The following is a 22,117-nucleotide window of genomic DNA, read 5'->3' on the forward strand; positions in this document are numbered from 1 at the left end:
CTAGTTGTCAGAGGTGGGGTTGGCGGAGTCGTCGGAGTGGACTGCTGTGTCTTCTTCGAAGGCTTCGAGGGGAGGGCACGAGCAGATTAGGTTGCGGTCCCCGGCGGCGCCGTCGATGCGACCGACCGGCGGGAAGTACTTGTCCTGCCGGAGCGTGTGGACCGGGAACACGGCCTGTTCGCGCGGGTATTCGCGGGTCCAGTCCGTGCTGATGACGGCAGCGGCGGTGTGCGGGGCATTGCGCAGCGGGCTGTGCTCCACGGTGAAGTCGCCTTTGGCCACCTGGTCGATCTCGGCGCGGATGGCCACCATGGCCGTGATGAAGCGGTCGATCTCGCCCAGGTCCTCGGACTCGGTGGGCTCCACCATCAGGGTGCCGGCCACCGGGAACGCGAGGGTGGGGGCATGGAAGCCGTAGTCGATCAGGCGCTTGGCCACGTCCTCGGCGGTCACGCCGGTCTTGGCCGTGAGGTCGCGCAGGTCCAGGATGCACTCGTGGGCCACGAGGCCGCCCTCGCCGGTGTAGAGCACCGGGAAGGAGTCGTTCAGGCGCGCCGCGATGTAGTTCGCCGCGAGCAGCGCCGACTTGGTGGCCTCGGTGAGGCCCTGGCCGCCCATCAGCTTCACGTAGGCCCAGGAGATCGGCAGGACGCCGGCGGAGCCGTAGCGGGAGGCGGAGATCGGGGTGCCGTCGGCACCGTTGGCCGGGTCCGCAGCATTGCCCGGCATGAACGGGGCCAGGTGCGCCTTGGCCGCGACCGGGCCAACGCCCGGTCCGCCGCCGCCGTGCGGGATGCAGAAGGTCTTGTGCAGGTTCAGGTGCGAGACGTCGCCGCCGAACATGCCCGGCTGGGCCAGCCCGACGAGGGCGTTGAGGTTGGCGCCGTCAATGTAGACCTGCCCGCCCGCGGCGTGGATCGCGTCGCAGACCTCGCGGACGTCGGCGTCGTACACCCCGTGCGTGGACGGGTACGTGATCATGATGCAGGACAGCGCGTCCTTGTTGGCCTCGATCTTCGCGGACAGGTCCGCGTGGTCGATCGTGCCGTCCGAGGCGGTGGCCACCACGACGACCTTCATGCCGGCGAGCACCGCGGAGGCCGCGTTGGTGCCGTGGGCGGAGGCCGGGATCAGGCAGACGTTGCGCTGGGCCTCCCCGCGGGAGTGGTGGTAGCCGCGGATGGCCAGCAGGCCCGCGAGCTCGCCCTGGGAACCGGCGTTGGGCTGGATGGAGACCTGGTCGTAGCCGGTGATCTCGGTCAGCTGGGCTTCGAGGTCCTCGATCAGTTCGCGCCAGCCGGCGGTCTGGGATTCCGGGGCGAAGGGGTGGATGGAGGCGAACTCCGGCCAGGAGATGGCTTCCATCTCGGCCGTGGCGTTCAGCTTCATGGTGCAGGAACCGAGCGGGATCATGGTGCGGTCCAGGGCCAGGTCGCGGTCCGAGAGCCGGCGGATGTAGCGCAGCAACTGGGTCTCGGAACGGTGCGTGTTGAACACCGGGTGCTGCAGGTAGTCGGAGGTGCGTTCGACGGCGGGGTCGAGGCCAAACGCAGTGTCAGTGCCTGCAGTCGTGTCAGTCACGGACGCGCCAAACGCGGCGATGACATCCGCGACGATTTCCACGGTCGTGGCCTCATCTGCGGAGATGCCGACGGTGTCGGCGTCGATGGCGCGCAGGTTGACGCCCTTGGCGTCGGCGGCCGCGATGATCTCTGCCGCCCGGCCCGGGACGGAGACGGTGATGGTGTCGAAGAAGGAGGTGTGCAGCACGTCAAGGCCGGCGGCCTTCAGGGAAGCGGCGATGGTCTTGGCGTGGACGTGGACGGCCTCGGCGATTGCCTTGAGGCCGTCCGGGCCATGGTAGACGGCGTAGAAGGAGGCCACGATGGCCAGCAGCGCCTGGGCGGTGCAGATGTTGGACGTGGCCTTCTCGCGGCGGATGTGCTGCTCGCGGGTCTGCAGCGCCAGACGGTAGGCCGGGACGCCGGCGTTGTCCTTGGAGACACCCACCAGGCGGCCGGGCATGGAGCGCTCCAGCCCCTTCTGCACGGCCATGTAGGCGGCGTGCGGCCCGCCGAAGAACAACGGCACACCGAAGCGCTGGGCGGAGCCGACGGCGATGTCCGCGCCCTGCTCGCCCGGGGCCGTGATGAGAGTCAGGGAGAGGAGGTCGGCGGCGACCGTGACGAGGGCGCCGCGTTCCTTGGCGTCGGCGATCACGGCCGTGTGGTCAAACACGCGGCCGGAGACGCCCGGCTGCTGCAAGACGACGCCGTTGATGACGCCCTCGGGCAGGCCCCTGGAGAGGTCGGCGACCTCGACCTCGAAACCGAGGGCTTCGGCGCGGCCCTTGACGATGGCGATGGTCTGCGGGAGGCAGTCGGCGTCGAGGACGGTTTTGCCGTCGTGAGCCGTCTTGTTCTTGTTGGCACGGCGCATCATCAGCACGGCCTCGGCGACCGCGGTTGCTTCGTCCAGCAGGGAGGCGTTGGCGATCGGCAGGCCGACCAGGTCCTGGACCATGGTCTGGAAGTTCAGCAGGGCCTCGAGCCGGCCCTGGGAGATCTCCGGCTGGTACGGCGTGTACGCGGTGTACCAGGCCGGGGCCTCGAGGATGTTGCGGCGGATCACCGGCGGGGTGAGCGTGTCGTAGTAGCCCTGGCCGATCATCTGCACGGCGGTCTTGTTCTTCGCGGCCAGCTTGCGCAGCTCCGCCAGTACCTCGACCTCGCTGAGGGCGGCGGCGAGCGCGAGGTCGGAGTCCTGGCGGATGTCCTTCGGAACGGCGGTGTCCACCAGGGCGTCGACGGTGTCGTAGCCGACAGCCTTCAGCATGGCGTCGACGTCGGCCTGGCGGCGCGCGCCGATGTGCCGGTCAACGAAGGACGTGGAGGCTGGGGTAACAGTCACAAGGAACTCCATAACTCAGGCGGCGCAGGGTACGCCACATTGATTCGGGTTCCTCCCCGCTCTGTATTGGACCTGAGAGTTTCCGCGCAGCCTAAGTTTCAGGGCTCCGCTTGCACCGTCGGTGAGCACAGCATGTCCGGGACACGCCTGCTACTTTCCAGAGATGCCTTGCCGCGGCGGTACATGGGCCTGAGAGATTCCTGGGGAGGATTTGCTCCTACGGCGCCTGCTTGTACCTACTTGCAGGACTCTCCCGCCGCAGATCAAAGGCGTATTCAATTGGGGGTGACAACAGTCACAGCTCTCATTGTCCTATGCCGGGCGCGTGTCCGCAAACTCCCGGCGACCGGCGCACCCAGGTTACGGGCGAGGAGCCGCGCCGGGTGGGTCCGCGAACGCGAATTCGCCGGACAGCTGCGGGGTCGCCGTAATTTTCCGGCGAAAGCCGCATGCTTCCGGCGAGTTCGGCGCGGCTTCGCCGGGGAGGGCGCCGGTGTTAGCGGCGCAGCCGCTCGACGGCGGCGAGGAGGCTCTCGACCTCCGCCTCGACCTCCGGAAGGGGTCCGCCGGGGCCCCGGCCCAGCATGGCGTTGAAGTACAGCCCGTCCCCCATGTACAGGACGGCCTTCGCCATGGCGGGTCCGACGTCGGCCGCCAGCAGTTCCAGCCAGCCCGCCTGGGCGGCGGCGAAGCGGCGGAGGGTCTCCCCGTGCGCCACTTCGGCGAGCCTCGTCGCCGCCACGAACACCCGGTCCATGGGCGTGTCCGCCCACACCGAGGACTTGATGAAGTACACCGCCGCCCCTTCCGGGGCCGCCGCCATGGCGGCAACATCCGCAGCCAGATGCCGGTCCAGCCGTTCCAGCAGGACCGCGATCATCGCTTCCTTGGTCGGGAAATGGTAGAGCAGGCCGCCCTTGGAGACGCCGGCCCGGCGCGCGACGGCGTCCAGTGTCGCAGCGCGTTCACCGACTTCGATGAGCAGTGCTTCGAAGGCATCGAGTACGGCCTCGCGGGCGACAGGTTTCCTGGGCATGCCTCCCATCATGCCTGCCCGCACGCGCATTTCTTAACTGTACCGTCCAGACGGTATAGTTACGTCTTATGAGCATCCCGTCCATCACCGCCGTCACCAGCACCCCGGCGGCCACCGGCCCCCGCGCCCCGTGGCGCGACTGGGTGGCTCTGGCCCTGCTGATGTTCCCCGTCCTGCTCGTGGCCGTGGACAACACCGCCCTGACGTTCGCCCTGCCGGCCATCGCCACCAGCCTGGACGCCTCCGGCGTCGAACTGCTCTGGATCGTCGATGCCTATCCACTGGTCCTGGCCGGGCTGCTGGTGGCGATGGGCTCCCTGGGCGACAGGATCGGCCGGCGCCGCCTGCTCTTCGTGGGCAGCGCAGGTTTTGCCGCGGTGTCGGCCGCCACGGCATTCGCACCGAGCGCCGAATGGCTGATCGCCGGCCGTGCCGGGCTTGGCCTCTTCGGTGCCATGCTCATGCCGTCCACGCTTTCCCTGATCCGCAACATCTTTCCGGAGCCCAACCGGCGCAGGCTGGCTGTGGCGATCTGGGCTGCAGGCTTCTCCGGCGGCGCCGCCCTCGGCCCGATTGCCGGCGGCTGGCTGGTGGAACACTTCTGGTGGGGCGCCGTCCTGCTGGTCGCGGTGCCGATCATCCTGCCCCTGCTGCTGCTCGGTCCGGCGCTGATACCGGAATCCCGCGACCCGAAGCCCGGGCGCGTGGACGTGCCCAGCATTGTGTTGTCGCTGCTGGTCATGGTGCCCGTTGTCTACGGGATCAAGACCCTCGCCACCCACGGACCGGCACCAGAGGCGTTCGCAAGCATCGGAGCCGGCCTGCTCATGGGCTATGTGTTCATCCGGCGGCAGCGCGTACTTGCCCGTGGGGAGGGTACGGCGCCGATGCTCGATGTCAGCCTCTTCGGCAACCCGGTCTTCAGCACGGCCATCATTGCCAATGTCCTGGCGCTCTTCTCCTTCAATGGCTTCATTCTGTTCCTGGCCCAGCACCTGCAGCTGCTGGAGGGCCAGTCCCCCTCGGCCTCCGGGGTCGCCATGGTCCCGGCCCTCATCGCCACGGTTGTTGCGGGGCTGCTGGTGGTGCCACTGGTGCGAAAGGTGCGGCCTGGCTTTGTTGTGGCCGGCGGGCTGCTGCTGAGCGCGGCGGGCTACTTCCTGGTGGCATTTGGCGACCACAGCCACGGCCCGTCCCTGCTCCTGGCCGCACTGATGGTTCTCTGCCTGGGCGTGGGCGCCGCGGAGACGATCTCCAATGACCTGATCCTGGGCGCTGCGCCTGCTGACAAGTCGGGGGCCGCCGCGGCCATCTCCGAAACCGGCTACGAAGTGGGGTCCCTTCTGGGCACGGCGATCCTCGGCTCGATCCTGACGGCCTCCTACCAGGGCAACCTCCGGCTCCCCTCGGGCGTGGCCGAGCTCGCCCCGGCCGCGGCCACCAGCCAGGCCGGTGAAACCCTCGCCGGCGCGGTGGAGCTCGCCCGGATGCTTCCGGCTCCCCTGGCGGAAGCAGTAACGGCGGCCGCACGCACGGCCTTCGACTCCGGGGTCCACGTCACGGCGTCAATCGCGCTGGTCCTGATGACCGGGGCCTGCGTCCTCGCCGCCGTTGTCCTGCGGACGGTGCCGAAGGCCAAATAGCTTAGAAAAAAAGCGTCCGGCGCCGGGAGAAACCCGGCACCGGACGCTGCTCTTTTGTTAGGAGCGGACTGGTGGGAACCCTACTTCTTGTCCGGAGTGGTCACGCTGGCGTTTGCCCGCATGGTCTCGGCATTCACCATCCAGGCATACTGCTCAAGCTTGGCAATGAACGCGTGCAGGAGGTCAGCGGTGGTGGGGTCTTCCTCATCCACTTCATCGTGCACTTTGCGCATCGTGCCGACGGCCGCCTCGAGGGCCGCGACAATCCGCTCGATGGCGTCCTTCGTGTTGATCAGGCCGGTGGGGAACTCGGCGAGTGCCGTGGACTTGGAAACCGTGGAACTGCGGCCATCCGGCAGGGCGTGGAGGGCGCGCATGCGCTCGGCGAGGTCGTCCGCGAATTCCCGGGCGGCGTCGACGATCTCGTCCAGCTGGAGGTGCAGGTCCCGGAAATTAGTCCCAACGATGTTCCAGTGCGCCTGCTTGCCTTGAACGTGGAGTTCGATCAGGTCCACTAGGACCGCCTGCAGGTTGGCCGTCAGTGTAGGTGTTGCTTTCATGCGTCCTCCTCGATAGAACCGGTACCTTGCGGGCCGCGGGCGCCACTTGCAGGCACCCCGGCCGATGCTTTCGACGCTACCGCAGGGCAGCGACCGGCCGCGACGGTTCGGGGAGAAATTTCTCGGTCAGCTTACTAAGTCGGCTTACTAACTGTTTCGGGGAGGCTTAGACTGCCTCGTTGAGAGCCGGGCCGCCAGTGAACACGGCCCGTGTGATGCCGCCGGAGGTGGACTGGGAGAGCTGCGTGAGGTAGTCGTTGCGGCGCCTCGGGGTAATCCTGGACTGAGGTTCGAAGGCCTGCTCGGGGTCGTCGGCGTAGTGTGCGGCCAGTCCGTCGCGCATGAGCCGGATGGCCTCCGAACGCTGCTGGGACACCGCCGCATGCGTGGATCCGAGTTCCGCGGCCAGGTCTTTGACCGTCCGGTCGCCGAAGTAGATCTCCTCCACCACGTAGCGCATCCGTTCCGGGAGGGATTTCACGGCCGCCCGCAGGTACTGGAGCCGTTCGTCAGCGAGCACGGAGTGTTCCGGTGTGAGGGTTTCGGCGGCGAGGGTATCCACCACGGCCTCGTCGAGGGGCGTCAGGGTGCGCGAGGCATCCGCGAGTGCGGCCTCCACAACGCTTTGCTGGACACCCAGGGCGGAGGCGATCTCCTCCACGGTGGGGGTGCGGCCCAGGGCGGACGCCAGGGTTTCCTGCACGGACATGGTTTCCTTGATCCGCCGGCGGGCGGAGCGGGTGGCCCAGTCACTGGCCCGCATCTCGTCCGCGAAGGCACCAAGGATGCGCCGGCGTGCGAATGCGCCGAAGGGCACCCCGAGGTCCGGGTCGAACGAATCGGCCGACGTTATCAGGGCAATAGCACCGGCCGAGGCCAAGTCATCGCGAGAAAGGTGTGACGCTTTCGAGCACAAATCTGAGACAAGATACCCCACCAGCGGAAGGTGCTGCGTGACCATCTCGTTGCGTTCCACGCGATTCACTACTGTGTCCCCCCATGAGACCGGATCCGAAGGGTCCTAGACCCTTAAAACGCCGAGAGCCGCACCCAAACCGACCGGTGCTCCCCCCATTGGAGTCAGCGTTCGCAAGTAGGGCGCAGCACCCATGGAGGAAACTTATCACCTGATCCAAGATCTGCGTGTACCCTCAGGGAAAAGCTTGGCAAAAAATGCGGTGACCGTCCCAAAGCTGTGATTCACGGGGCGGAAAGAGAATGGGGCCAATGAGCGCAAGCGATCTCTCCGCGGCACTGTGGCAGGAGCGGCGGCACTTGGAGTTACTGCTGTTCAGGCTGGAAACGCAGCGTCTGCACATCGTGGCCGGAAATCTGGAATGGCTGAACTTCATGGCCTCCGAGATTGAAACCGTACTGGACCGCCTGCGGTTTGAAGCCTTGGCCCGGAGTGTTGAATCTGCCGCTGTGGCGGCCCTGTGGGGCCTGCCGGCGCAGACCACGCTCGTCGAGCTGATTGCTGCCGCACCCGCCGGGCCCTGGTCCGAGATCCTGCGCGAGCATCTGGAGGCCCTGCACGCACTCCTGGCCCGGCTTGGCGAGGCCGCCCGTGTAAACGAAGAGGCACTGCGGACCCTCCCCCTGCCGGGACGCCCCGGTCCGGCGGGGACGGCAGGGCTGCTGGACCAGCTCACCACGGGCGGAAACCTGGAGAGGTCCGTGGCCGTGGTGCGACGTTCAGCCCAGCCGCTCCTGGCCCAGTATCTGGGCGGGGACCAGGACTGATCCGGTGCGGGTCCTCAGCCCTCGGCGGGAGTGGGGCGCGGGGGAACGAGCCCGCGCAGCGCGTCCTCGGCGTCTGGGCCAGCTTCCGCCGCCGCGAGGTTTGCAGCCGCGATGGCTTCGATGACTTCCCGGCGCTGGATGGGCACACCGCGGGGTGCCTCAATGCCTATCCGAACACCGTCGCCGCGCCCTTCCAGAACCGTGATGACGATGCCGTCGCCGATCATGATCTGTTCGCCCGGCTTGCGTGTAAGTACCAGCATCCTCTCAATCTACCCTTCCGCGCGGGGAGCGTCGGACGATTCCCGCCGGTTCTGCCATGTCGGAGCAGGCCCTGCCGGGCGCCCGTCGATCCAGCCCACGGGCAGTCCCAGGCCGTTGACGCTTTCGGGTGACCCGGTCTCCGCGGCGCCGACCACGGCTACGGCGCTGACGTTGAGCTGGGCGGACAGCACGCTGACCCAGCGCGCCGTGTCCTCGTGCTTGCGCCCGGCGTCGACCACTACCCAGATCTGGTCGGCCGAGAGCGCGGCTACGGACTGCACCCGGGCCAGGGCGTGACGGGCTTTGTCGAGTCCGAACGCCACCAGGACCGTGCGCTCCGTCACCACGGCGTGGGCGCGCGCGGCCGTGGCGCTTTGGCGTCCGTCGACATGGAGGTGGCCATACGCGGAGAGTTCGCCGGCGGTCCGCACATCGGCACCGCCGGCCGCCATGGACATTGTCAGGGCAGCGTCCATGGCGTCCTCCCCCAGCCCGATCAGGACCACGAGATCGCCGACGCCGGTCAGCGGAGCAGGGGCGCCCGGCGCACGGGCCGCCGCGCCGCCCGGCGAGCTGCCCGGCGCGGCAGCTGAGGCCAGCCGACCGCCGTCGTTGGCTCCGGGAAGTCCGGGAGCGGGCGGTACGGCAGCGGGGCCCGGATCGCCCGAGGGAGCCGGCCGCCCGGGGTTACCGACGACGGCGGCCGGTTCCGCCGGGGTCCGGAGCCCGGCGCCGAGCTGTTCGAGAAGTTCTGCGAAGTCCGGCGACTCGGTGGATACGCCGGCTGTTGTGGGCCGGTGCAGGCTCAGCTCAACGGCATCTGCCTCTTCCAGCAGTGCGGCGATGGCGGCGCCCTGCAGCTGATGGGACAGGAGCTGATGGGACGGCAGCGGACGAGTCAGGCCTGGGGCGGCGGGTGCCGTCGCAGGGCCCGCCGGCGCTCCGGCCTGGGCTGCCGACCGGGCCGGCGCTACGGAAGCCGTTCCGGCGTCATCCTTGCCGGCAGTGCTCACTCCGGCAGTGCTCACTCCGGCGGGACCCCCGGCGGCCACACCGGCGGGACCCCCGGCCCCACCGGCGGGCCCACCGGCGGCCGTGCCCGGCTCGCCTGCGGCCAGGATGTCGGCGTCGGGCACCACCTCACCGGTCACCACCTCGTGCTTGGACAGGATCTCGATCATGGCCTCGTAGCGGTCCTGGGCGAAGAGACCGGCGATTCCCGGGCTGATGACGCGTTCGGCGGACACGATTCGGGCCGCGGGTCCGTAGAGCTGTTCTGCCTTGCGGCGGATTTCCTCGAGCGAGGCTCCCTTAAGCCGATAGCGGTTCGGCATGGCGCACCACTCCTACTGTTTCGATCCGGACGTTGGCAGAGGTCACCTCGCGGTAGGACAACACCGGCACGGACCCGGGCTGCGCACCGATGAGACGGTGGATGGCGGGCCGGAGCGCCGGTGCGCACACGAGTACGGCCTGGCGGTTGGCGGCGGCCGCTGCGTCAACGGCGGAGCCGACCGAGCGCAGCACGGCATCGAGCTTGTCCTGCCCCATGACGATCTGGCTGCCGCCTTCCGCGGGGCGCATGTCCTCGAGCATGTGTTGTTCGAGGACGGGGTCGATCATGATGACGTTGAGCACGGGCCCGTCCATGAACTTGGCCGTAAGAGCGGGGCCGAGGGCCTGCCGGGCGGCTTCCACCAGCGATTCCGGGTCCGTGGAAATCTTGGCCCGGAGCGTGAGGGCCTCGTAGATCCGGGCGAGGTCGTTGATGGGCACCTGCTCATCCAGGAGGCCCTGGAGAACCCGCTGCAGCTCGGCCAGGGAGAGCAGGGCCGGGGTCAGTTCGTCGACGGCGGAGGGGCTTTGCTTGCGCACGCCCTCGGTCAGCACGCGGACGTCCTCACGGGACAGTAGCCGGGCCGCGTTGGCCGAGACGATGGAGGACAGGTGGGTGACCAGGACGGAGACCCGGTCGATCACGGTGGCGCCCGTCATTTCGGCGTTGTGGCGCATTTCCCCCGGGATCCATTTGCCGGCAAGGCCGAACACGGGTTCGATCATGGCCGGGCCGGGCAGGGAGTCCAGGTTTTCGCCCAGCGCCAGCATTTGGCCGCTCGGGGCCGTGCCGCGCCCGGCTTCCACGCCGGCGATCCGGATGGAATAGGTGGCCGGCGGCAGGTCCACGCTGTCCCTGGTGCGCACGGGCGGGATGACGAGGCCCAGCTCCATGGCGATCTTGTGCCGGAGCGACCGGACCCGGGCCAGGAGGTCGTCGGACGCGCCGGAGACCATGTCCACGAGATCCGGTGCCAGCAGGATCTCCACGGGGTGGACGCGCATGTCCTCCAGCAGTTTCTCGTTGGGATCCATTTCCGGGAAGTTCAGCGCGGTCGACTCGGCTTCCCGGGCTGTCTCCGCCAGCTTCTGGTTTGCGGCGGTCCGGCGGGAGGCGATGATCAGGCCTACGCCGACGAGGATGAACGGCAGGGGCGGCATGCCGGGAATCAAGGCCATGGCGATGGCGGCGACGCCGGCGATCATGAGCGCGTTAGGCGACTGCAGCAGCTGTGTGGAGGCCGTCCGGCCCATGTCCGACTCAGCGTTGGACCGGGTCACGATCATGCCGGTGGAGACGGCCATCAGCAGTGCCGGGATCTGTGTGACGAGCCCGTCGCCCATGGTCAGGAGGCCGTAGGTGTTCAGTGCATCGCCGATTTCCATGCCGCGCTGCACCATGCCGATGGCGATGCCGCCGATGAAGTTGATGATGATAATGATGATGCCCGCGATGGCATCGCCCTTCACGAACTTCGAGGCGCCGTCCATGGCACCGTAGAAGTCGGCCTCGGCCGAGACCTCGGCGCGCCGCTCCCGGGCCTGGGTGTCGGTGAGGAGTCCGGCGTTGAGGTCGGCGTCGATTGCCATCTGCTTGCCGGGCATGGCGTCGAGGGTGAACCGGGCGCCCACCTCGGCCACGCGCTCGGCGCCCTTGGTGACCACGACGAACTGGATCACGACGAGGATGAGGAACACGACGGCGCCGATGATCATGGAGCCCCCGACCGTGACCTTGCCGAAGGCCTCAATGACCTGCCCGGCGTACCCGTTGCCCAGGACCAGGCGGGTGGAGGCGACGTTGAGGCCCAGCCGGAACAGCGTGGCAACGAGCAGCAGGGACGGGAACACGGAGAAGTCCAGCGGCTTCTTCACAAACATGCTGGTCAGCAGGACCAGCAACGCCAGCAGGATGTTGCAGACAATGAGGAAGTCGAGCAGGGGCGCGGGCACGGGAACCACCAGCAGGAGCACGATCCCCACGATGCCGATGGGCACCGCCAGCCGGTTCAGCCTGTTGTTCATGGTGCGGTCCTTTCACAGACGCTGGTTCCCAAGGTGTTCATGCCGCGTGTCACGGTGTGTTGGGTGCTGCGGTGCTTGCCGTGTTTCACGGTGTGTGGCTTGTCGCGTCTCATATGGCCGCGGCCGTGCTGGTCATGCGGTGCATCCCGGCGCCGGCGCCCCGGGCCTTGAGGGCCATGACGAAGGCAAGGACTCCGGCAACTGCCCGGTAAAAGTCCACCGGGATCTCGTCCCCTAGCTCGCAGGCCCCGTGCAGGGCCCTGGTCAACGGGATGTCCTGGACCATGGGGACGTTCTTCTCTTCGGCCTCTTCCCTGATCCTCGCAGCCACATGGCCGGCGCCCTTGGCCACCACGCGGGGCGCGGACTTGCCCGGATCGTACTTGAGCGCCACCGCCACGTGAGTGGGGTTGACCAGGACGACGTCGGCGTCTCCGATGGCGGCGATCATGCGGTTCCGGCTCATGGCCATCTGGCGCGCCCGGCGCTGGGACCGGATGAGCGGGTCGCCCTCGCTGCTCTTGTTCTCGTCCTGGACTTCCTTCTTGGACATCCGGGTCTTCTTGCGGTTGCGCCGCATCACGACGAAGAAGTCGGCCGCGGCCAGCACGATTCCGGCGGCCACCGCAAACTGGACCAGCGATGCAACGCCGCCCGCCGCGGCGGCCGTGACGCCGGCAACCGGCAGTCCTCCCGCGGTCAGCAGCACCGGGACCAGCCCCTGCACCACGCTGTACAACACCAGCCCCACCACCGTGGCCTTCAGCAGCGCCTTGAGGCCACCCCACACCGCCTGGGCGCCGTAAAGCCGCTTGATCCCGCTGAGCAGGTTGAAGTGTTCGAATTCGAGCCTGAATTTCTTCAGGTGGACACCGCCCTGGAGGGCGGAACCGGCGAGGACAGCCAGGAACACGACGATCAGCAGGGGTCCGATGATCCCAGCGATGGACGCGAACCCGTCTTCCAGCGCCCGGACGGCTTTGCCGGGATCCGGGGCGGACATGACCCCGCGGACGCTGAAGAGCTGGTCCGTGGCGGCGCTGGCGGCCCGGTCCACGGTGCTGGGCAGCATGAGCGCGGCGGCGCCGACCCCGACCCAGGCGGTGAGGTCCTGGGAACGGGAAAGCTGGCCCTTGGAGCGGACCTCCCTCATGCGTTTGTCGGTGGCTTGCTCGGTCTTTTCCTGTGAATCCGCCATCAGCCCACCCCCAGCACGGCTTTGGCCGCCTGCCCGGCGAGGCTGGAAACGATCCGGGGCAGGGCCACGAACATGAAGCCGGCCAGCATCAGGGTGAGCAGGATCTTGAGCGGGAAACCGAGTGAGAAGGCGTTCAGCGCCGGCGCCACGCGGGTCAGCAGGCCGAGTCCGACGTCGGCAAGGAACAGGACCACCATGAGGGGGCCAGCGATCTGCACGGCAGCGAGGAACATGCCGGACACTGCCGCGATGATGGCCTGCACCGGCTGGGCCAGGTCTATTCCCCCGGCCAGCGGCAGGGCCGCGAAGCTGCCGGTAAGGCCCGTGATGACCAGCTGGTAGCCGTCCGAGGCGAACAACAGGGCCAGCGCCGCCATCTGCAGAAGCCGGGTGAACTGAGCGCCGTTGACCATCATTTGGGGATCAAAGGCCTGCGCCATCTGGAATCCGCTGGAAAGGTCGATCAGACTGCCGGCGGACTGGATGGCGGAGAAGATCACCAGGACCAGGAAGCCAAGGATGAGACCCGTGACGAGCTCCAGGACCACACCGGTGACGAATCCGGCAGTGTCGCGGGGCGTGTAGCCCCCGACCATGCGCTGCGTCACCGCCAGGCCCAGCCCCAGTCCCAGCATCGCCTTCACACGCCCCGGAAAGGCCTGGTGGGAGAAAGGCGGAGCCACGATCAGGAAGGCGGTCATCCGGACCGTAGCCAGCAGCAGTACTTCCAGCCAGGTCGGGTCGATGGGGATGCCCACCTCACAGGCCTCCGAGCAGGGACGGGATCTTCGCGAAGAGGTCGTTTGTGAACGAGACCATCTCCGAGATCATCCAGTGTCCGCAGACGATCAGGGCCACGGCAACCGCGGCCGCCTTGGGCACGAAGGACAGGGTGGCTTCCTGCAGCTGCGTGATGGACTGCAGCAGGGAAATGGCCAGGCCCACCACCAGCGCTGTGACCAGCACCGGCGCGGCGAGCTTCGCGGCCACAATCATGGCCTGGAGGCAGATGTCCAGGACCGCGTTGGCGTTCATCCTGAACCCGCGTAGCTCTGGACGAGTGCGGTGATGATCAGGCCCCAGCCGTCCACGAGGACGAACAGCAGGATCTTGAAGGGCAGCGAGATCATGACCGGCGGCAGCATCATCATGCCCATGGACATCAGGGCAGCGGACACCACGAGGTCGATCACGAGGAACGGGATGAAGATGACGAAGCCGATGATGAACGCGGCACGGAGTTCGGAGATCATGAACGCCGGGATCAGGGTCTGCAGCGGGACGGCCTCAGGAGTGGCCGGGTTCTCGGCGCCGGCGGCGCGGGACATCAGGGCGATGTCCTCTTCCCGCGTGTGGGCGAGCATGAAGTGCTGCAGCGGACCCGACGCGGCACTGACCGCACCATTGAAGTCCAGCTTGCCGTTGAGGTAGGGCTGGATTCCGAGATTGTTCATCTCGTTGATGACGGGCCACATCACAAAGATTGAGAGGAACAGGGCCAGCCCGGCCAGGACCTGGTTTGGCGGGATGGACGGCAGGGACAGCGCGTTGCGGGTCATGGCCAGGACCACGAAGATCTTGGTGAAGGACGTCATCATCAGCAGCAGCGACGGTGCAACGGCCAGGAGCGTAATCCCGATCAGGGTCAGGACTGCGGTGGAGGGTTTGCCGTCCATCCCGTTGATCTGGATGTTGACGTTCCCGCCGTCGGGACTGGCGGGGTCTGCCGGCGGTACGGGCGCCACGGGGTCGATGGGGGCGGCGTGGCCGGCCGTGGCGTTGAGCCACAGCAGGAGGACGGCAAAGAGCACGACGGCGACCCCCAGGCCCAAGAGCCTGAGGGATTGTGCGACAGCGGTTCGCGGACGGGTGGTGCCAGTGGCGAGCGGGAAGATCAATTGCGTCGTCCGCTCCTGAGCGCGGCGGCTGCCTGCTTCCAGGTGGAGCCGGCCAGGATGGAGCCGTGCAGGGGCGGATGGCCCGAAGCGCTGCTTGCGCCGCCGCGGCTGGCGGGGCCGCGGGCATGGGAGTTGCGGTGAAGGGAGCTGCGGCGGGACGGCGGCAGGTCCCGGTCGCCGTCGGCGGCCTCATCTGCGCCGTCAGCGCCGTCGCCGGCGGCGGCATCACCGGTGGGCCCTGCAGGCCGGCTGCTGAAGTGGTTTCCGGCGAGCGGGCTGGCCTCGGCCAGGATCCGGGCGAAATCGCCGAGGCCGCGGCTGATGCCGGGGACCGGGACTTCTTCGGGTTCGGGCGGGATGTCCCCCGTGTGCAGGACGTTGACGGCGTGCTCGGTGACGCCCAGGAGGAAGCGCTGCCCGGCGGCGTCGACCACCACCACGGAGGCTTTCTGTCCGAGGCTCTGCCGGCCGACGATGGTCAGGGCGCGGTCAGCCCGGCGCCGCCCGGCGCCTTGGCCCAGCCGGCGCTGGAGGAGCCACATGAGGCCAAGCACCGCGCCCAGGGCCACGACTACCCGTAGCCCGAGGATCAGTGCGTCCATTCAGCTGAGCCCCTCGGCGACGTCGAGGATCCGGGTGATCCGCACCGCGTAGTCCTGGTCGAGGACCACAACTTCGCCGTGCGCGATCAGGCGGCCGTTGAGCAGGACATCGGCCGGGGCGCCGGCGGAGCGGTCCAGTTCGATGATCTTGCCCGGTTCCAGCGAAAGCACGTCCCGGACCGACATCCGGGTGCGTCCGATCTCCACGGTCAGTGCCATTTCAATGTTGTTGATGCGGCCGAGCCGGCCGGCTACCGTGTCGCCGCCGGCGAACAAGTCCCCGGAGCGGTCCTGGCTGGTGCCGTGTTCGCGGAGCCGGACGGCAAACCAGGCCGCGGCGTTGCTGCCGTCGGAGAGTTCAAAGACGGCCGTGTCGGGGTCCGAGAGGAGCCCGGAGACGTCGGATTCGCGCAGGTCGGACAGGACACCGGCACCGAAGACCGAGCTGGCGCTTTCCATCGCGGGGCGCAGGACGTCAGTCACAGAGACGTGCCCCAGCTGGGACCCTGCCCCGGCGGCCTCGTCAAGGAAGGTGCGGTCGCTGAGCATGAGGGCGAGGTCAGCTGTCACCGCGCCCACGAAGGTCGCCGTGACCGCTTGCCGGGCGTAGGCCGCCGCGGACCGGGCAGGCACCAGGGCGACAACTTTCAGGGCTACCGGACTCGGCAGCTCCTCGACAAGCCGTTCCGCCGACAATTCGTGCTTGGTCAGGGTGATGCTCATCGTTGGTTCTCCTCGATTGTGACAATTACTGCGGCCGCGCGGGAGCCGTTGCGGGCCGGTGCGGCGGTTGCCAGCCGGGTTCCGTCCAGGGTGAGATCAAAGGGCCTGTTTTCCAGGTGCGGCAACGTCAGGACGTCGCCGACTGCGAGTCCCAGGACCTGGCTCGGGGTGACGAACGACGTCGAGAGCCGCACCGAGAGTTCCACCGGCACCTGCTCCAGCTGGGCGCTGATGCGCGCGGGCGCGTCGTCGCGGGAGTCGGTCGGGTTGACCTTCTTGAGCCGTCCCAGCAGGATGCCGGCCGGAACGGCCAGGGTGGCGGGGGCGTTGACGTCGCCGACGCTCATGGTGAAAGAGGCGACGATCATCAGTTCGCTCGGCGCGGCGGCCTGGGCGAACTGGGAGTTGTACTGGATCGTGTCCACCCGGACGGCCTCGCTGAGCAGCGGGCCCAGGGAGTAGCCGAGGTCTTCGAGGGCCTCGTCCATGAGGCCCTTGACCAGGGCCTGTTCGATCTGGGTGAACTTGCGGTCCGGCATGGGCGAATCGGTGGAGGCGCCGAGCATGCGGTTGACCCAACCGAGGGCGGCCGGGCCGGGGAACTGCACTACGAGCTTGGAATCGTGGGCTTCCACGGTGCACAGGACCATGGCCGTGACGGCGGGCAGCGAGGCGGCGTATTCGTCGTAGCTGAGCATGCTGACGTCTTCAAGGCGCACCACGGACTTGACGCGGACCTTGGCGGTGAGCTGCGTGCCCCACTGGCGCGCGAAGGTCTCGAAGGCGAGCTCCAGTACTCGGCTGTGCTCCCGGGCGAGCGTCGCGGGACGCCGGAAGTCATAGACGCTGACGGTCCGCTCCCGTGCCACTTCCCGCTCATCCAGAACACTCACGGTTGCCACTATCGGCAAGAGAACTCGTGGCGTAAGCAGTACGCCTTAGGCAATACCTGCAGGCAGGCAATCGCAGGCAACCGCAGGCAAAGCAGTTGCCAATACCGAAGGCAATATCCGCCTACTTCCCGCTCTGCTTCAATGCCTCCGGGATCAGCGCCCGGACGACGTCGGGCTTGTCGGATAGGACCACGATGTCCACCCGGCGGTTCCGCTCCATGAGCGCCGGGGTGGAGTCATCGTTGACCTGGCGGGCCGATCCGAACGCGACGGCGCCGATGGTGCCGGGGGCAATGCGGCCGTTGTCCACCATGTACCGCAGGACGTTGACGGCGCGCGCGGAGGACAGTTCCCACGTGGAGGGGTAGGATGTGATGCCGTTCGCAGCGTGGCCCTCGATCATGATTTCCATGTGGGCCGGCTTCAGGACCGGGGAGATGACCTGCAGCACGCGGGTGGCCCGGGAGGTGAGCTCGGGCCGGTCGGGCTTGAAGAAGGCCTGTGATCCGACGAGTTTGACCGTCAGGCCGCGCTGGTCGATCTGGAACTCGACGTTCTCGCTTAGCCCGGCGGCTGCCAGCCCAGCCTGCATTTTCTTCTGCAGCTCTTTGAGCTTGTTTACTTCTTTGACCGCTTCTGCCATGTTTTTCTCGGGGGATGCGGTTGCCGCGCCCTTGACGGCGGCGAAGGCCTCAAGGTCCTGGTTCACGAGTTCCGGCGGCACCACCGTACCCGACGCCGTGTCCACGGTTTCCGACGCGACCGCGCCAAACCCGGTGGCCAGGGAGTTGCGGAGCTTTTCAAACTTGTTGGCATCCACCGTGGACATCGCGAACAGCACGATGAACATGCACATCAGCACGGTGACCATGTCCATGTAAGACGCCATCCAGCGTTCGTCGACGTGGTGTTCTTCCGGCTTCTTCCGCCCGCGCCGCCGGGGGCTCACGCGGCCTCGTCCATCCTGTCGGACTTGTCCGCGCCGGCCTTCTTACCGCCGCCGGAGGCCTTGAGCTGGTGCTCCGGGACCATGGCGCGGAGCCGTTCGGCGAGCAGCAGCGGCTGGGCGCCGGACTGGACCGACAACATGCCTTCCATGAGCAGCGTCATCCGTTCGATGTCCAGCTCCGAGAGCCGGGCCATCCGGGCGCTGAACGGAAGCCAGATGAAGTTGGCCGAGAGCAGGCCCCACAGGGTCGCGACGAAGGCTGCCGCGATCATCGGGCCCAGGTGGTCCGGCGTGGAGAGGTTTTCCAAGACGTGTGTCAGGGACACCACGGTGCCGATGATGCCCACGGTGGGAGCGTAGCCGCCGAGGCTCGCGAAGAATTTGGAGTTGGCGTGGTCGCTGCGGGCCTTCGAATCGATCTCGTCCTCCATCAGCATCCGGAGGTCCTCGGCGTCGGTGCCGTCGGCTATGTTCTGCAGGGCACGGGCCAGGAAGGGGTCCTTGACGCTGGCCGCTTCCTCTTCCAGGGACAGCAGGCCCTCGCTGCGGGCTTTCTCCGCGAAGCGGACCATCTGGTCGATGCTTTCCTGCGGCTTGGCGGTCTTGCCGAGGAACATCTTGGGGAGGGCTTTGAACGCCTGGAGAACATCCTTGATGGTGTTTCCAGCGATCCCGACGGCGAGCGTGGCACCGAAGACCAGGATCATGGGGGCGGGGAGGAGCAGCGCTGACAGGCTGGCGCCCTCGAGCGACACCATGGCGATAACGGAGCCAAAGGCGAGGAGCAGTCCGATGACTGTTGCGGGATCCATCGTTACTTTCTGGGTTGCGCGGGCGCCGTGGGGCCGGCGCCGTCGTCGGAGGGGTCGTCGTCCTGATCGTCGGTCCGGACCAGGCTGAGTGGATATCCGGTGATGGCCGGAAAGTCCCGGGCCTTGCTCAGGATGTATGCCCGGTAGTCGGCGATGAGCTCCACCACTTCGGCGAGGCTTTCCAGCACCACGTAGGCGGCGCCGTCGAGCGTCACCAAGTGCGTATCCGGGCTCTCGTGGATGCGTTCAATGAGGTCCGGATTGACCGCGAAGCGCGTTCCGTTGAGGCGTGTGACGACGATCATGGGCCGATTCTGCTCTGTGAGGGGAAGGGTGTTCTCCTCCGTACTGTCGGCAGGACCGGCCCCTTCGTTAGGCGCCGCGGCAACGTGCCGGTTCCGCCAGCTGGCGGAGTTGGGCCAGAATCCCCATGCCAAGGCTGTTGCGCCGTATTAGGGTGGGGGCTGACGGGGCCGCGCGGCCCGCCCCGTCGGACGCCTGCTCGGTGGCAACTCGTCCCTTGCAGTTGGTCCAGTCCCAGCAAGCGACGGCCGTCCGCCTCGTCAGGAAGGCCAGCCATGGTGCCATTTCCGGCTCTGGAGCAGCCGTTGAACCCGTTTCCCCGCTACGAAGCCATGCGCCACAGTGAACCCGTTTTCCAGGACCAGGAGACCGGGGTGTGGCACGTGTTCCGCTACGACGACGTGCAGCGTGTCCTGTCCGAGCACGCCACGTTTTCTTCCCGGATCGGCGGGGACAACCCCTCCGAAACGGGCCAGCTCTTCGCCGCCAGCCTGATTAACACCGACCCTCCCCGGCACCGCCAGTTGCGTTCCCTGGTGTCCCAGGCGTTCACCCCACGGTCAGTGGAAGCGCTCGGCCCGCGGATCTCGGAACTCAGCGACGAGTTGCTGGACCCGGTGGTCGGTGCCGGCGCCGCGGACCTGATCGACCGGCTGGCCTATCCGTTGCCGGTGATCGTGATCGCGGAGCTGATGGGCATCCCGGCCGCGGACCGGGACCGGTTCAAACAGTGGTCCGACGTGATCGTGAGCCAGACCCGCCCGGGCGCCGACGAGACCGGACACATGGCCGCGCACCGGGAAATGGCGGAGTACTTCACGGGCATGATCGAGCAGCGGGGCCGCCAGCCGGGCAATGATCTCATCAGCGCGCTCCTCGCCGCCGAGATCGACGGGCAGAAGCTCAGCGTCATGGAGCTGCTCGGATTCTGCGCCCTCCTGCTCGTTGCCGGCAATGAAACCACCACCAACCTGATCGGCAATGCGGTGCTGTGCTTCACCGAAGCGCCGGGCACAGCGGAGCGCTTGATCGCCGAGCCGGCGCTGCTCCCGCAGGCGATCGAAGAAGTGCTGCGGTACCGCTCCCCCGTGCAGTCCATGTACCGGATCTCCGCCGTCGACACGACCCTGCGCGGCCTGCCCATCCCTGCGGGCTCGCCGATCGTGGCCTGGATCGGCTCGGCGAACCGTGACGGGGAGCAGTTCCCGCACCCTGAGGTGTTCGACGTCGGACGCTCACCGAACCGGCACCTCGCCTTCGGGCAGGGCGTCCACTTCTGCCTCGGCGCGCCCCTGGCCCGGCTCGAGGCCAGGATCGCATTGCAGGCAGTGCTCTCCCGGTTGCCCGGGCTGGCCGTGGCTCCCGAGGCGCAGCTGGAGCGGATGGAAAGCACAATCGTTTACGGAGTGAAACAACTTCCCGTGTCCTGGCAGCCTGCCTGACGGCGAGCCCCCGGCCCTGCCCGCGCCCCCTGCCCTCTGCCTTAACAGACCCGTTGCCCTATCACTTTTGGCTGCTAAAAGGTGACAGCCGTACGTGATAGGGCAACGCGGGGGGTGGGGGGTTAGCGCCAGGGGGACTAGCGCTTGAGCTGGGTCAGTTCCTGCAGGACCTCATCGGAGGTGGTGATGATGCGGGCGTTGGCCTGGAAGCCGCGCTGGGCAACGATCAGGTTGGTGAACTCCTGCGACAGGTCAACATTCGACATTTCCAGTGAGCCGCTGGTCAGGGTGCCGATGCCGGGGTCGCCCGCGGCACCGAGCTGCACGCCGCCGGAGTTGCCGGTTGCCACGTAGGAGGAGCCGCCGGCCTTCTCCAGGCCGGCCGGGTTGGTGAACTTGGCGAGGGCGATCTTGGCCAGGACCTGCTTGATGCCGTTGCTGAACGACCCGATCAGGGAGCCGTCGCTGCCCAGCGAGTAGGACTCGAGCTTGCCGACGGCGGCACCGTTCTGGCCGCTGACGGCCAGCGAGCTCATGGTGGCGTAGCCGGAGACCTTGGAGACGTCGATCGTGATGCCGTTGATGGCGATGGGGGCACCAGCGTTCAGCTTCCCGTTGGTGAAGGCCAGGGAACCCGCGTTTGTTGCGCCGCCGTCGCCGGAAGCATCCCAGCCTGCCCCCGTTTTGGTGAACGTCAGCGTCAGGCTGCTTTCCTTCCCGTTGGCGTCGTAGACATTGACGACACGGTCCAGTTTGGTGCCATTTGCGACGTCGCTGGGCAGGTTCCCGTCCAGCGTCACCGTATCCGTGGCCTTGGCCACCATGGTGTTGGGGTTCAGCGTGATGTCGCCGACCGGAGAGCCAGCGTTGATGACGCCGTTGGTGGCGGTCCAGCCCTGCAGGATGCCGCCGTCGGGGCTCACCAGCTGGTTAGCCGCGTCCGGGCTGAACGCACCGGCTCGGGTGAACAGCTGGCTGCCGCCCTTGCTGGTGACGAAGAAGCCGTCACCGGAAATCATCATGTCGCTGGCGCGGCCGGTGCTCTGCGAAGAGCCCTGGGAGAAGTTGGTGGTGACACCGGCCACCCGGACGCCGAGGCCGATCTGGGCCGGGTTGCTGCCGCCGGTCGCGGGCTGCGGGCCGGTGGCGCCCTGCTGCAGCTGGGACAGGGTGTCCTGGAACTGGGTGGAGGAGGCCTTGAAGCCGGCGGTGTTGACGTTGGCGATGTTGTTGCCGGTAACGTCCAGCATGGTCTGGTGGGCGCGAAGGCCCGAGATTCCGGAGTACAGCGAGCGGAGCATGGGAACTGCCTTTCTACGGGTGAAGAAACTGGTTAGGAAGCGGCCGGAGCAGTGAGCCCGGTGACGGAGTCGAGGGGAACGGCGAGGTCGCCGATCATGACGGACGGGACCGAGCCCGCGTAGGAGACGGACTTGGCGATGCCGGCCCCGGTGGTGCCATCCGCGAGGGTGTAGCCGACCGAGTGTCCGATCAGCTGGGCGGCTGCCGTCCGCATCTGGAGGGAGAATCCCTCCTTGCTGTTGGTGGTCAGCTCGGTCATTTTTTCCATCATGGAGAGCTGGAGTGTCTGGCTCATCATCTGGTTGGTGTCCATGGGCGCGCTCGGGTTCTGGTTCTTGAGCTGCGTCACGAGCAACTGCATGAACACGTTGGCATCCATGCTCTGCGCAGGTGTCCGCACGGCGGATGCCTGGGAGGCCTCCCCCACCGCCGTTACCGGCTGGGATGCGATCGGCTGAATCGTCATAAGTCGCGTTCCT

The 22,117-nt window shown here is 67.5% G+C and carries 22 protein-coding genes and 2 riboswitches; of the genes, 3 read left to right on the forward strand and 19 right to left on the reverse strand.

The window, feature by feature from the left end:
* Nucleotides 1–2,922, reverse strand: coding sequence for an aminomethyl-transferring glycine dehydrogenase (gene gcvP, locus AC1DKQ_RS11625; protein WP_476885046.1), 2,922 nt, complete (start codon nucleotides 2,920–2,922; stop codon nucleotides 1–3).
* Between the two features lie 39 nt (nucleotides 2,923–2,961).
* Nucleotides 2,962–3,076: riboswitch (glycine riboswitch) on the reverse strand.
* A 1-nt stretch (nucleotide 3,077) separates the two neighbouring features.
* Nucleotides 3,078–3,176, reverse strand: a riboswitch (glycine riboswitch).
* Between the two features lie 230 nt (nucleotides 3,177–3,406).
* A complete protein-coding gene (locus tag AC1DKQ_RS11630; RefSeq protein ID WP_476885047.1) occupies nucleotides 3,407–3,946 on the reverse strand; it encodes a TetR/AcrR family transcriptional regulator in 540 nt (179 codons plus the stop codon).
* Nucleotides 3,947–4,014: 68 nt separating this feature from the next.
* Between AC1DKQ_RS11630 and AC1DKQ_RS11635 the strand changes: the two genes are divergently transcribed.
* Nucleotides 4,015–5,589: an MFS transporter gene (locus AC1DKQ_RS11635; RefSeq protein ID WP_476919064.1), complete on the forward strand. Its 1,575-nt coding sequence runs from the start codon at nucleotides 4,015–4,017 to the stop codon at nucleotides 5,587–5,589.
* Between the two features lie 80 nt (nucleotides 5,590–5,669).
* Here AC1DKQ_RS11635 and AC1DKQ_RS11640 read toward each other — a convergent pair whose 3' ends face one another.
* Nucleotides 5,670–6,149: a Dps family protein gene (locus AC1DKQ_RS11640; RefSeq protein ID WP_476885049.1), complete on the reverse strand. Its 480-nt coding sequence runs from the start codon at nucleotides 6,147–6,149 to the stop codon at nucleotides 5,670–5,672.
* 166 nt (nucleotides 6,150–6,315) lie between these two features.
* Nucleotides 6,316–7,134, reverse strand: a complete 819-nt coding sequence (locus tag AC1DKQ_RS11645) for a sigma-70 family RNA polymerase sigma factor (RefSeq protein ID WP_476919065.1) — start codon at nucleotides 7,132–7,134, stop codon at nucleotides 6,316–6,318.
* Nucleotides 7,135–7,376: 242 nt separating this feature from the next.
* Between AC1DKQ_RS11645 and flgN the strand changes: the two genes are divergently transcribed.
* Nucleotides 7,377–7,892 carry a flagellar export chaperone FlgN gene (gene flgN / locus AC1DKQ_RS11650; RefSeq protein ID WP_476885051.1) on the forward strand — a complete coding sequence of 172 codons (516 nt, stop codon included), beginning with the start codon at nucleotides 7,377–7,379 and terminating at the stop codon, nucleotides 7,890–7,892.
* A gap of 14 nt (nucleotides 7,893–7,906) precedes the next feature.
* On the opposite strand, the gene AC1DKQ_RS11655 is transcribed toward flgN, so the two are convergent.
* From AC1DKQ_RS11655 to AC1DKQ_RS11715, 13 genes are all read right to left on the reverse strand, one after another.
* A complete protein-coding gene (locus AC1DKQ_RS11655; protein ID WP_476885052.1) occupies nucleotides 7,907–8,155 on the reverse strand; it encodes a carbon storage regulator in 249 nt (82 codons plus the stop codon).
* A gap of 9 nt (nucleotides 8,156–8,164) precedes the next feature.
* Complete coding sequence (locus AC1DKQ_RS11660; protein ID WP_476919066.1) at nucleotides 8,165–9,490, reverse strand: hypothetical protein; 1,326 nt, start codon at nucleotides 9,488–9,490, stop codon at nucleotides 8,165–8,167.
* Nucleotides 9,468–11,516, reverse strand: a complete 2,049-nt coding sequence (locus AC1DKQ_RS11665; protein WP_476919067.1) for a flagellar biosynthesis protein FlhA — start codon at nucleotides 11,514–11,516, stop codon at nucleotides 9,468–9,470. Before AC1DKQ_RS11665 ends, AC1DKQ_RS11660 begins: the two co-directional genes overlap by 23 nt.
* 109 nt (nucleotides 11,517–11,625) lie before the next feature.
* The gene (locus tag AC1DKQ_RS11670) at nucleotides 11,626–12,714 is read right to left on the reverse strand and encodes an EscU/YscU/HrcU family type III secretion system export apparatus switch protein (protein WP_476919068.1); all 1,089 of its coding nucleotides are present in this window, start codon (nucleotides 12,712–12,714) and stop codon (nucleotides 11,626–11,628) included.
* Nucleotides 12,714–13,472 carry a flagellar biosynthetic protein FliR gene (locus AC1DKQ_RS11675; RefSeq protein WP_476885056.1) on the reverse strand — a complete coding sequence of 253 codons (759 nt, stop codon included), beginning with the start codon at nucleotides 13,470–13,472 and terminating at the stop codon, nucleotides 12,714–12,716. The genes AC1DKQ_RS11670 and AC1DKQ_RS11675 overlap by 1 nt, the downstream gene beginning before the upstream one ends.
* Nucleotide 13,473: 1 nt before the next feature.
* Nucleotides 13,474–13,749 carry a flagellar biosynthesis protein FliQ gene (fliQ, locus tag AC1DKQ_RS11680; RefSeq protein WP_090582752.1) on the reverse strand — a complete coding sequence of 92 codons (276 nt, stop codon included), beginning with the start codon at nucleotides 13,747–13,749 and terminating at the stop codon, nucleotides 13,474–13,476.
* On the reverse strand, nucleotides 13,746–14,612 hold the full coding sequence (gene fliP, locus AC1DKQ_RS11685) for a flagellar type III secretion system pore protein FliP (RefSeq protein ID WP_476885057.1): 867 nt from the start codon (nucleotides 14,610–14,612) through the stop codon (nucleotides 13,746–13,748). The genes fliQ and fliP overlap by 4 nt, the downstream gene beginning before the upstream one ends.
* Nucleotides 14,609–15,214, reverse strand: coding sequence for a flagellar biosynthetic protein FliO (gene fliO, locus AC1DKQ_RS11690; RefSeq protein WP_476919069.1), 606 nt, complete (start codon nucleotides 15,212–15,214; stop codon nucleotides 14,609–14,611). The genes fliP and fliO overlap by 4 nt, the downstream gene beginning before the upstream one ends.
* Entirely contained in the window at nucleotides 15,215–15,937 is a 723-nt protein-coding gene (gene fliN, locus AC1DKQ_RS11695) for a flagellar motor switch protein FliN (RefSeq protein ID WP_476885059.1), read from the reverse strand.
* Nucleotides 15,934–16,830 (reverse strand): flagellar motor switch protein FliM, encoded by an 897-nt coding sequence (locus AC1DKQ_RS11700; RefSeq protein WP_476885060.1) that lies wholly within the window; start codon nucleotides 16,828–16,830, stop codon nucleotides 15,934–15,936. The genes fliN and AC1DKQ_RS11700 overlap by 4 nt, the downstream gene beginning before the upstream one ends.
* A gap of 121 nt (nucleotides 16,831–16,951) precedes the next feature.
* Entirely contained in the window at nucleotides 16,952–17,779 is an 828-nt protein-coding gene (locus tag AC1DKQ_RS11705) for an OmpA/MotB family protein (protein WP_476919070.1), read from the reverse strand.
* The gene (locus AC1DKQ_RS11710) at nucleotides 17,776–18,591 is read right to left on the reverse strand and encodes a motility protein A (RefSeq protein ID WP_476919071.1); all 816 of its coding nucleotides are present in this window, start codon (nucleotides 18,589–18,591) and stop codon (nucleotides 17,776–17,778) included. Before AC1DKQ_RS11710 ends, AC1DKQ_RS11705 begins: the two co-directional genes overlap by 4 nt.
* 2 nt (nucleotides 18,592–18,593) lie before the next feature.
* Complete coding sequence (locus AC1DKQ_RS11715; protein ID WP_277527762.1) at nucleotides 18,594–18,896, reverse strand: flagellar FlbD family protein; 303 nt, start codon at nucleotides 18,894–18,896, stop codon at nucleotides 18,594–18,596.
* 273 nt (nucleotides 18,897–19,169) lie between these two features.
* On the opposite strand from AC1DKQ_RS11715, the gene AC1DKQ_RS11720 reads away from it, so the two are divergent.
* Complete coding sequence (locus tag AC1DKQ_RS11720; protein ID WP_476919072.1) at nucleotides 19,170–20,336, forward strand: cytochrome P450; 1,167 nt, start codon at nucleotides 19,170–19,172, stop codon at nucleotides 20,334–20,336.
* 137 nt (nucleotides 20,337–20,473) lie between these two features.
* Here the strand turns inward: AC1DKQ_RS11720 and AC1DKQ_RS11725 are convergent, their stop codons facing one another.
* Nucleotides 20,474–21,637 carry a flagellar hook protein FlgE gene (locus AC1DKQ_RS11725; protein WP_476885064.1) on the reverse strand — a complete coding sequence of 388 codons (1,164 nt, stop codon included), beginning with the start codon at nucleotides 21,635–21,637 and terminating at the stop codon, nucleotides 20,474–20,476.
* Nucleotides 21,638–21,669: 32 nt separating this feature from the next.
* Nucleotides 21,670–22,104: a flagellar hook assembly protein FlgD gene (locus AC1DKQ_RS11730; RefSeq protein WP_476885065.1), complete on the reverse strand. Its 435-nt coding sequence runs from the start codon at nucleotides 22,102–22,104 to the stop codon at nucleotides 21,670–21,672.
* Nucleotides 22,105–22,117: the final 13 nt, after the last annotated feature.

Source organism: Arthrobacter sp. 05L421, assembly GCF_056397785.1.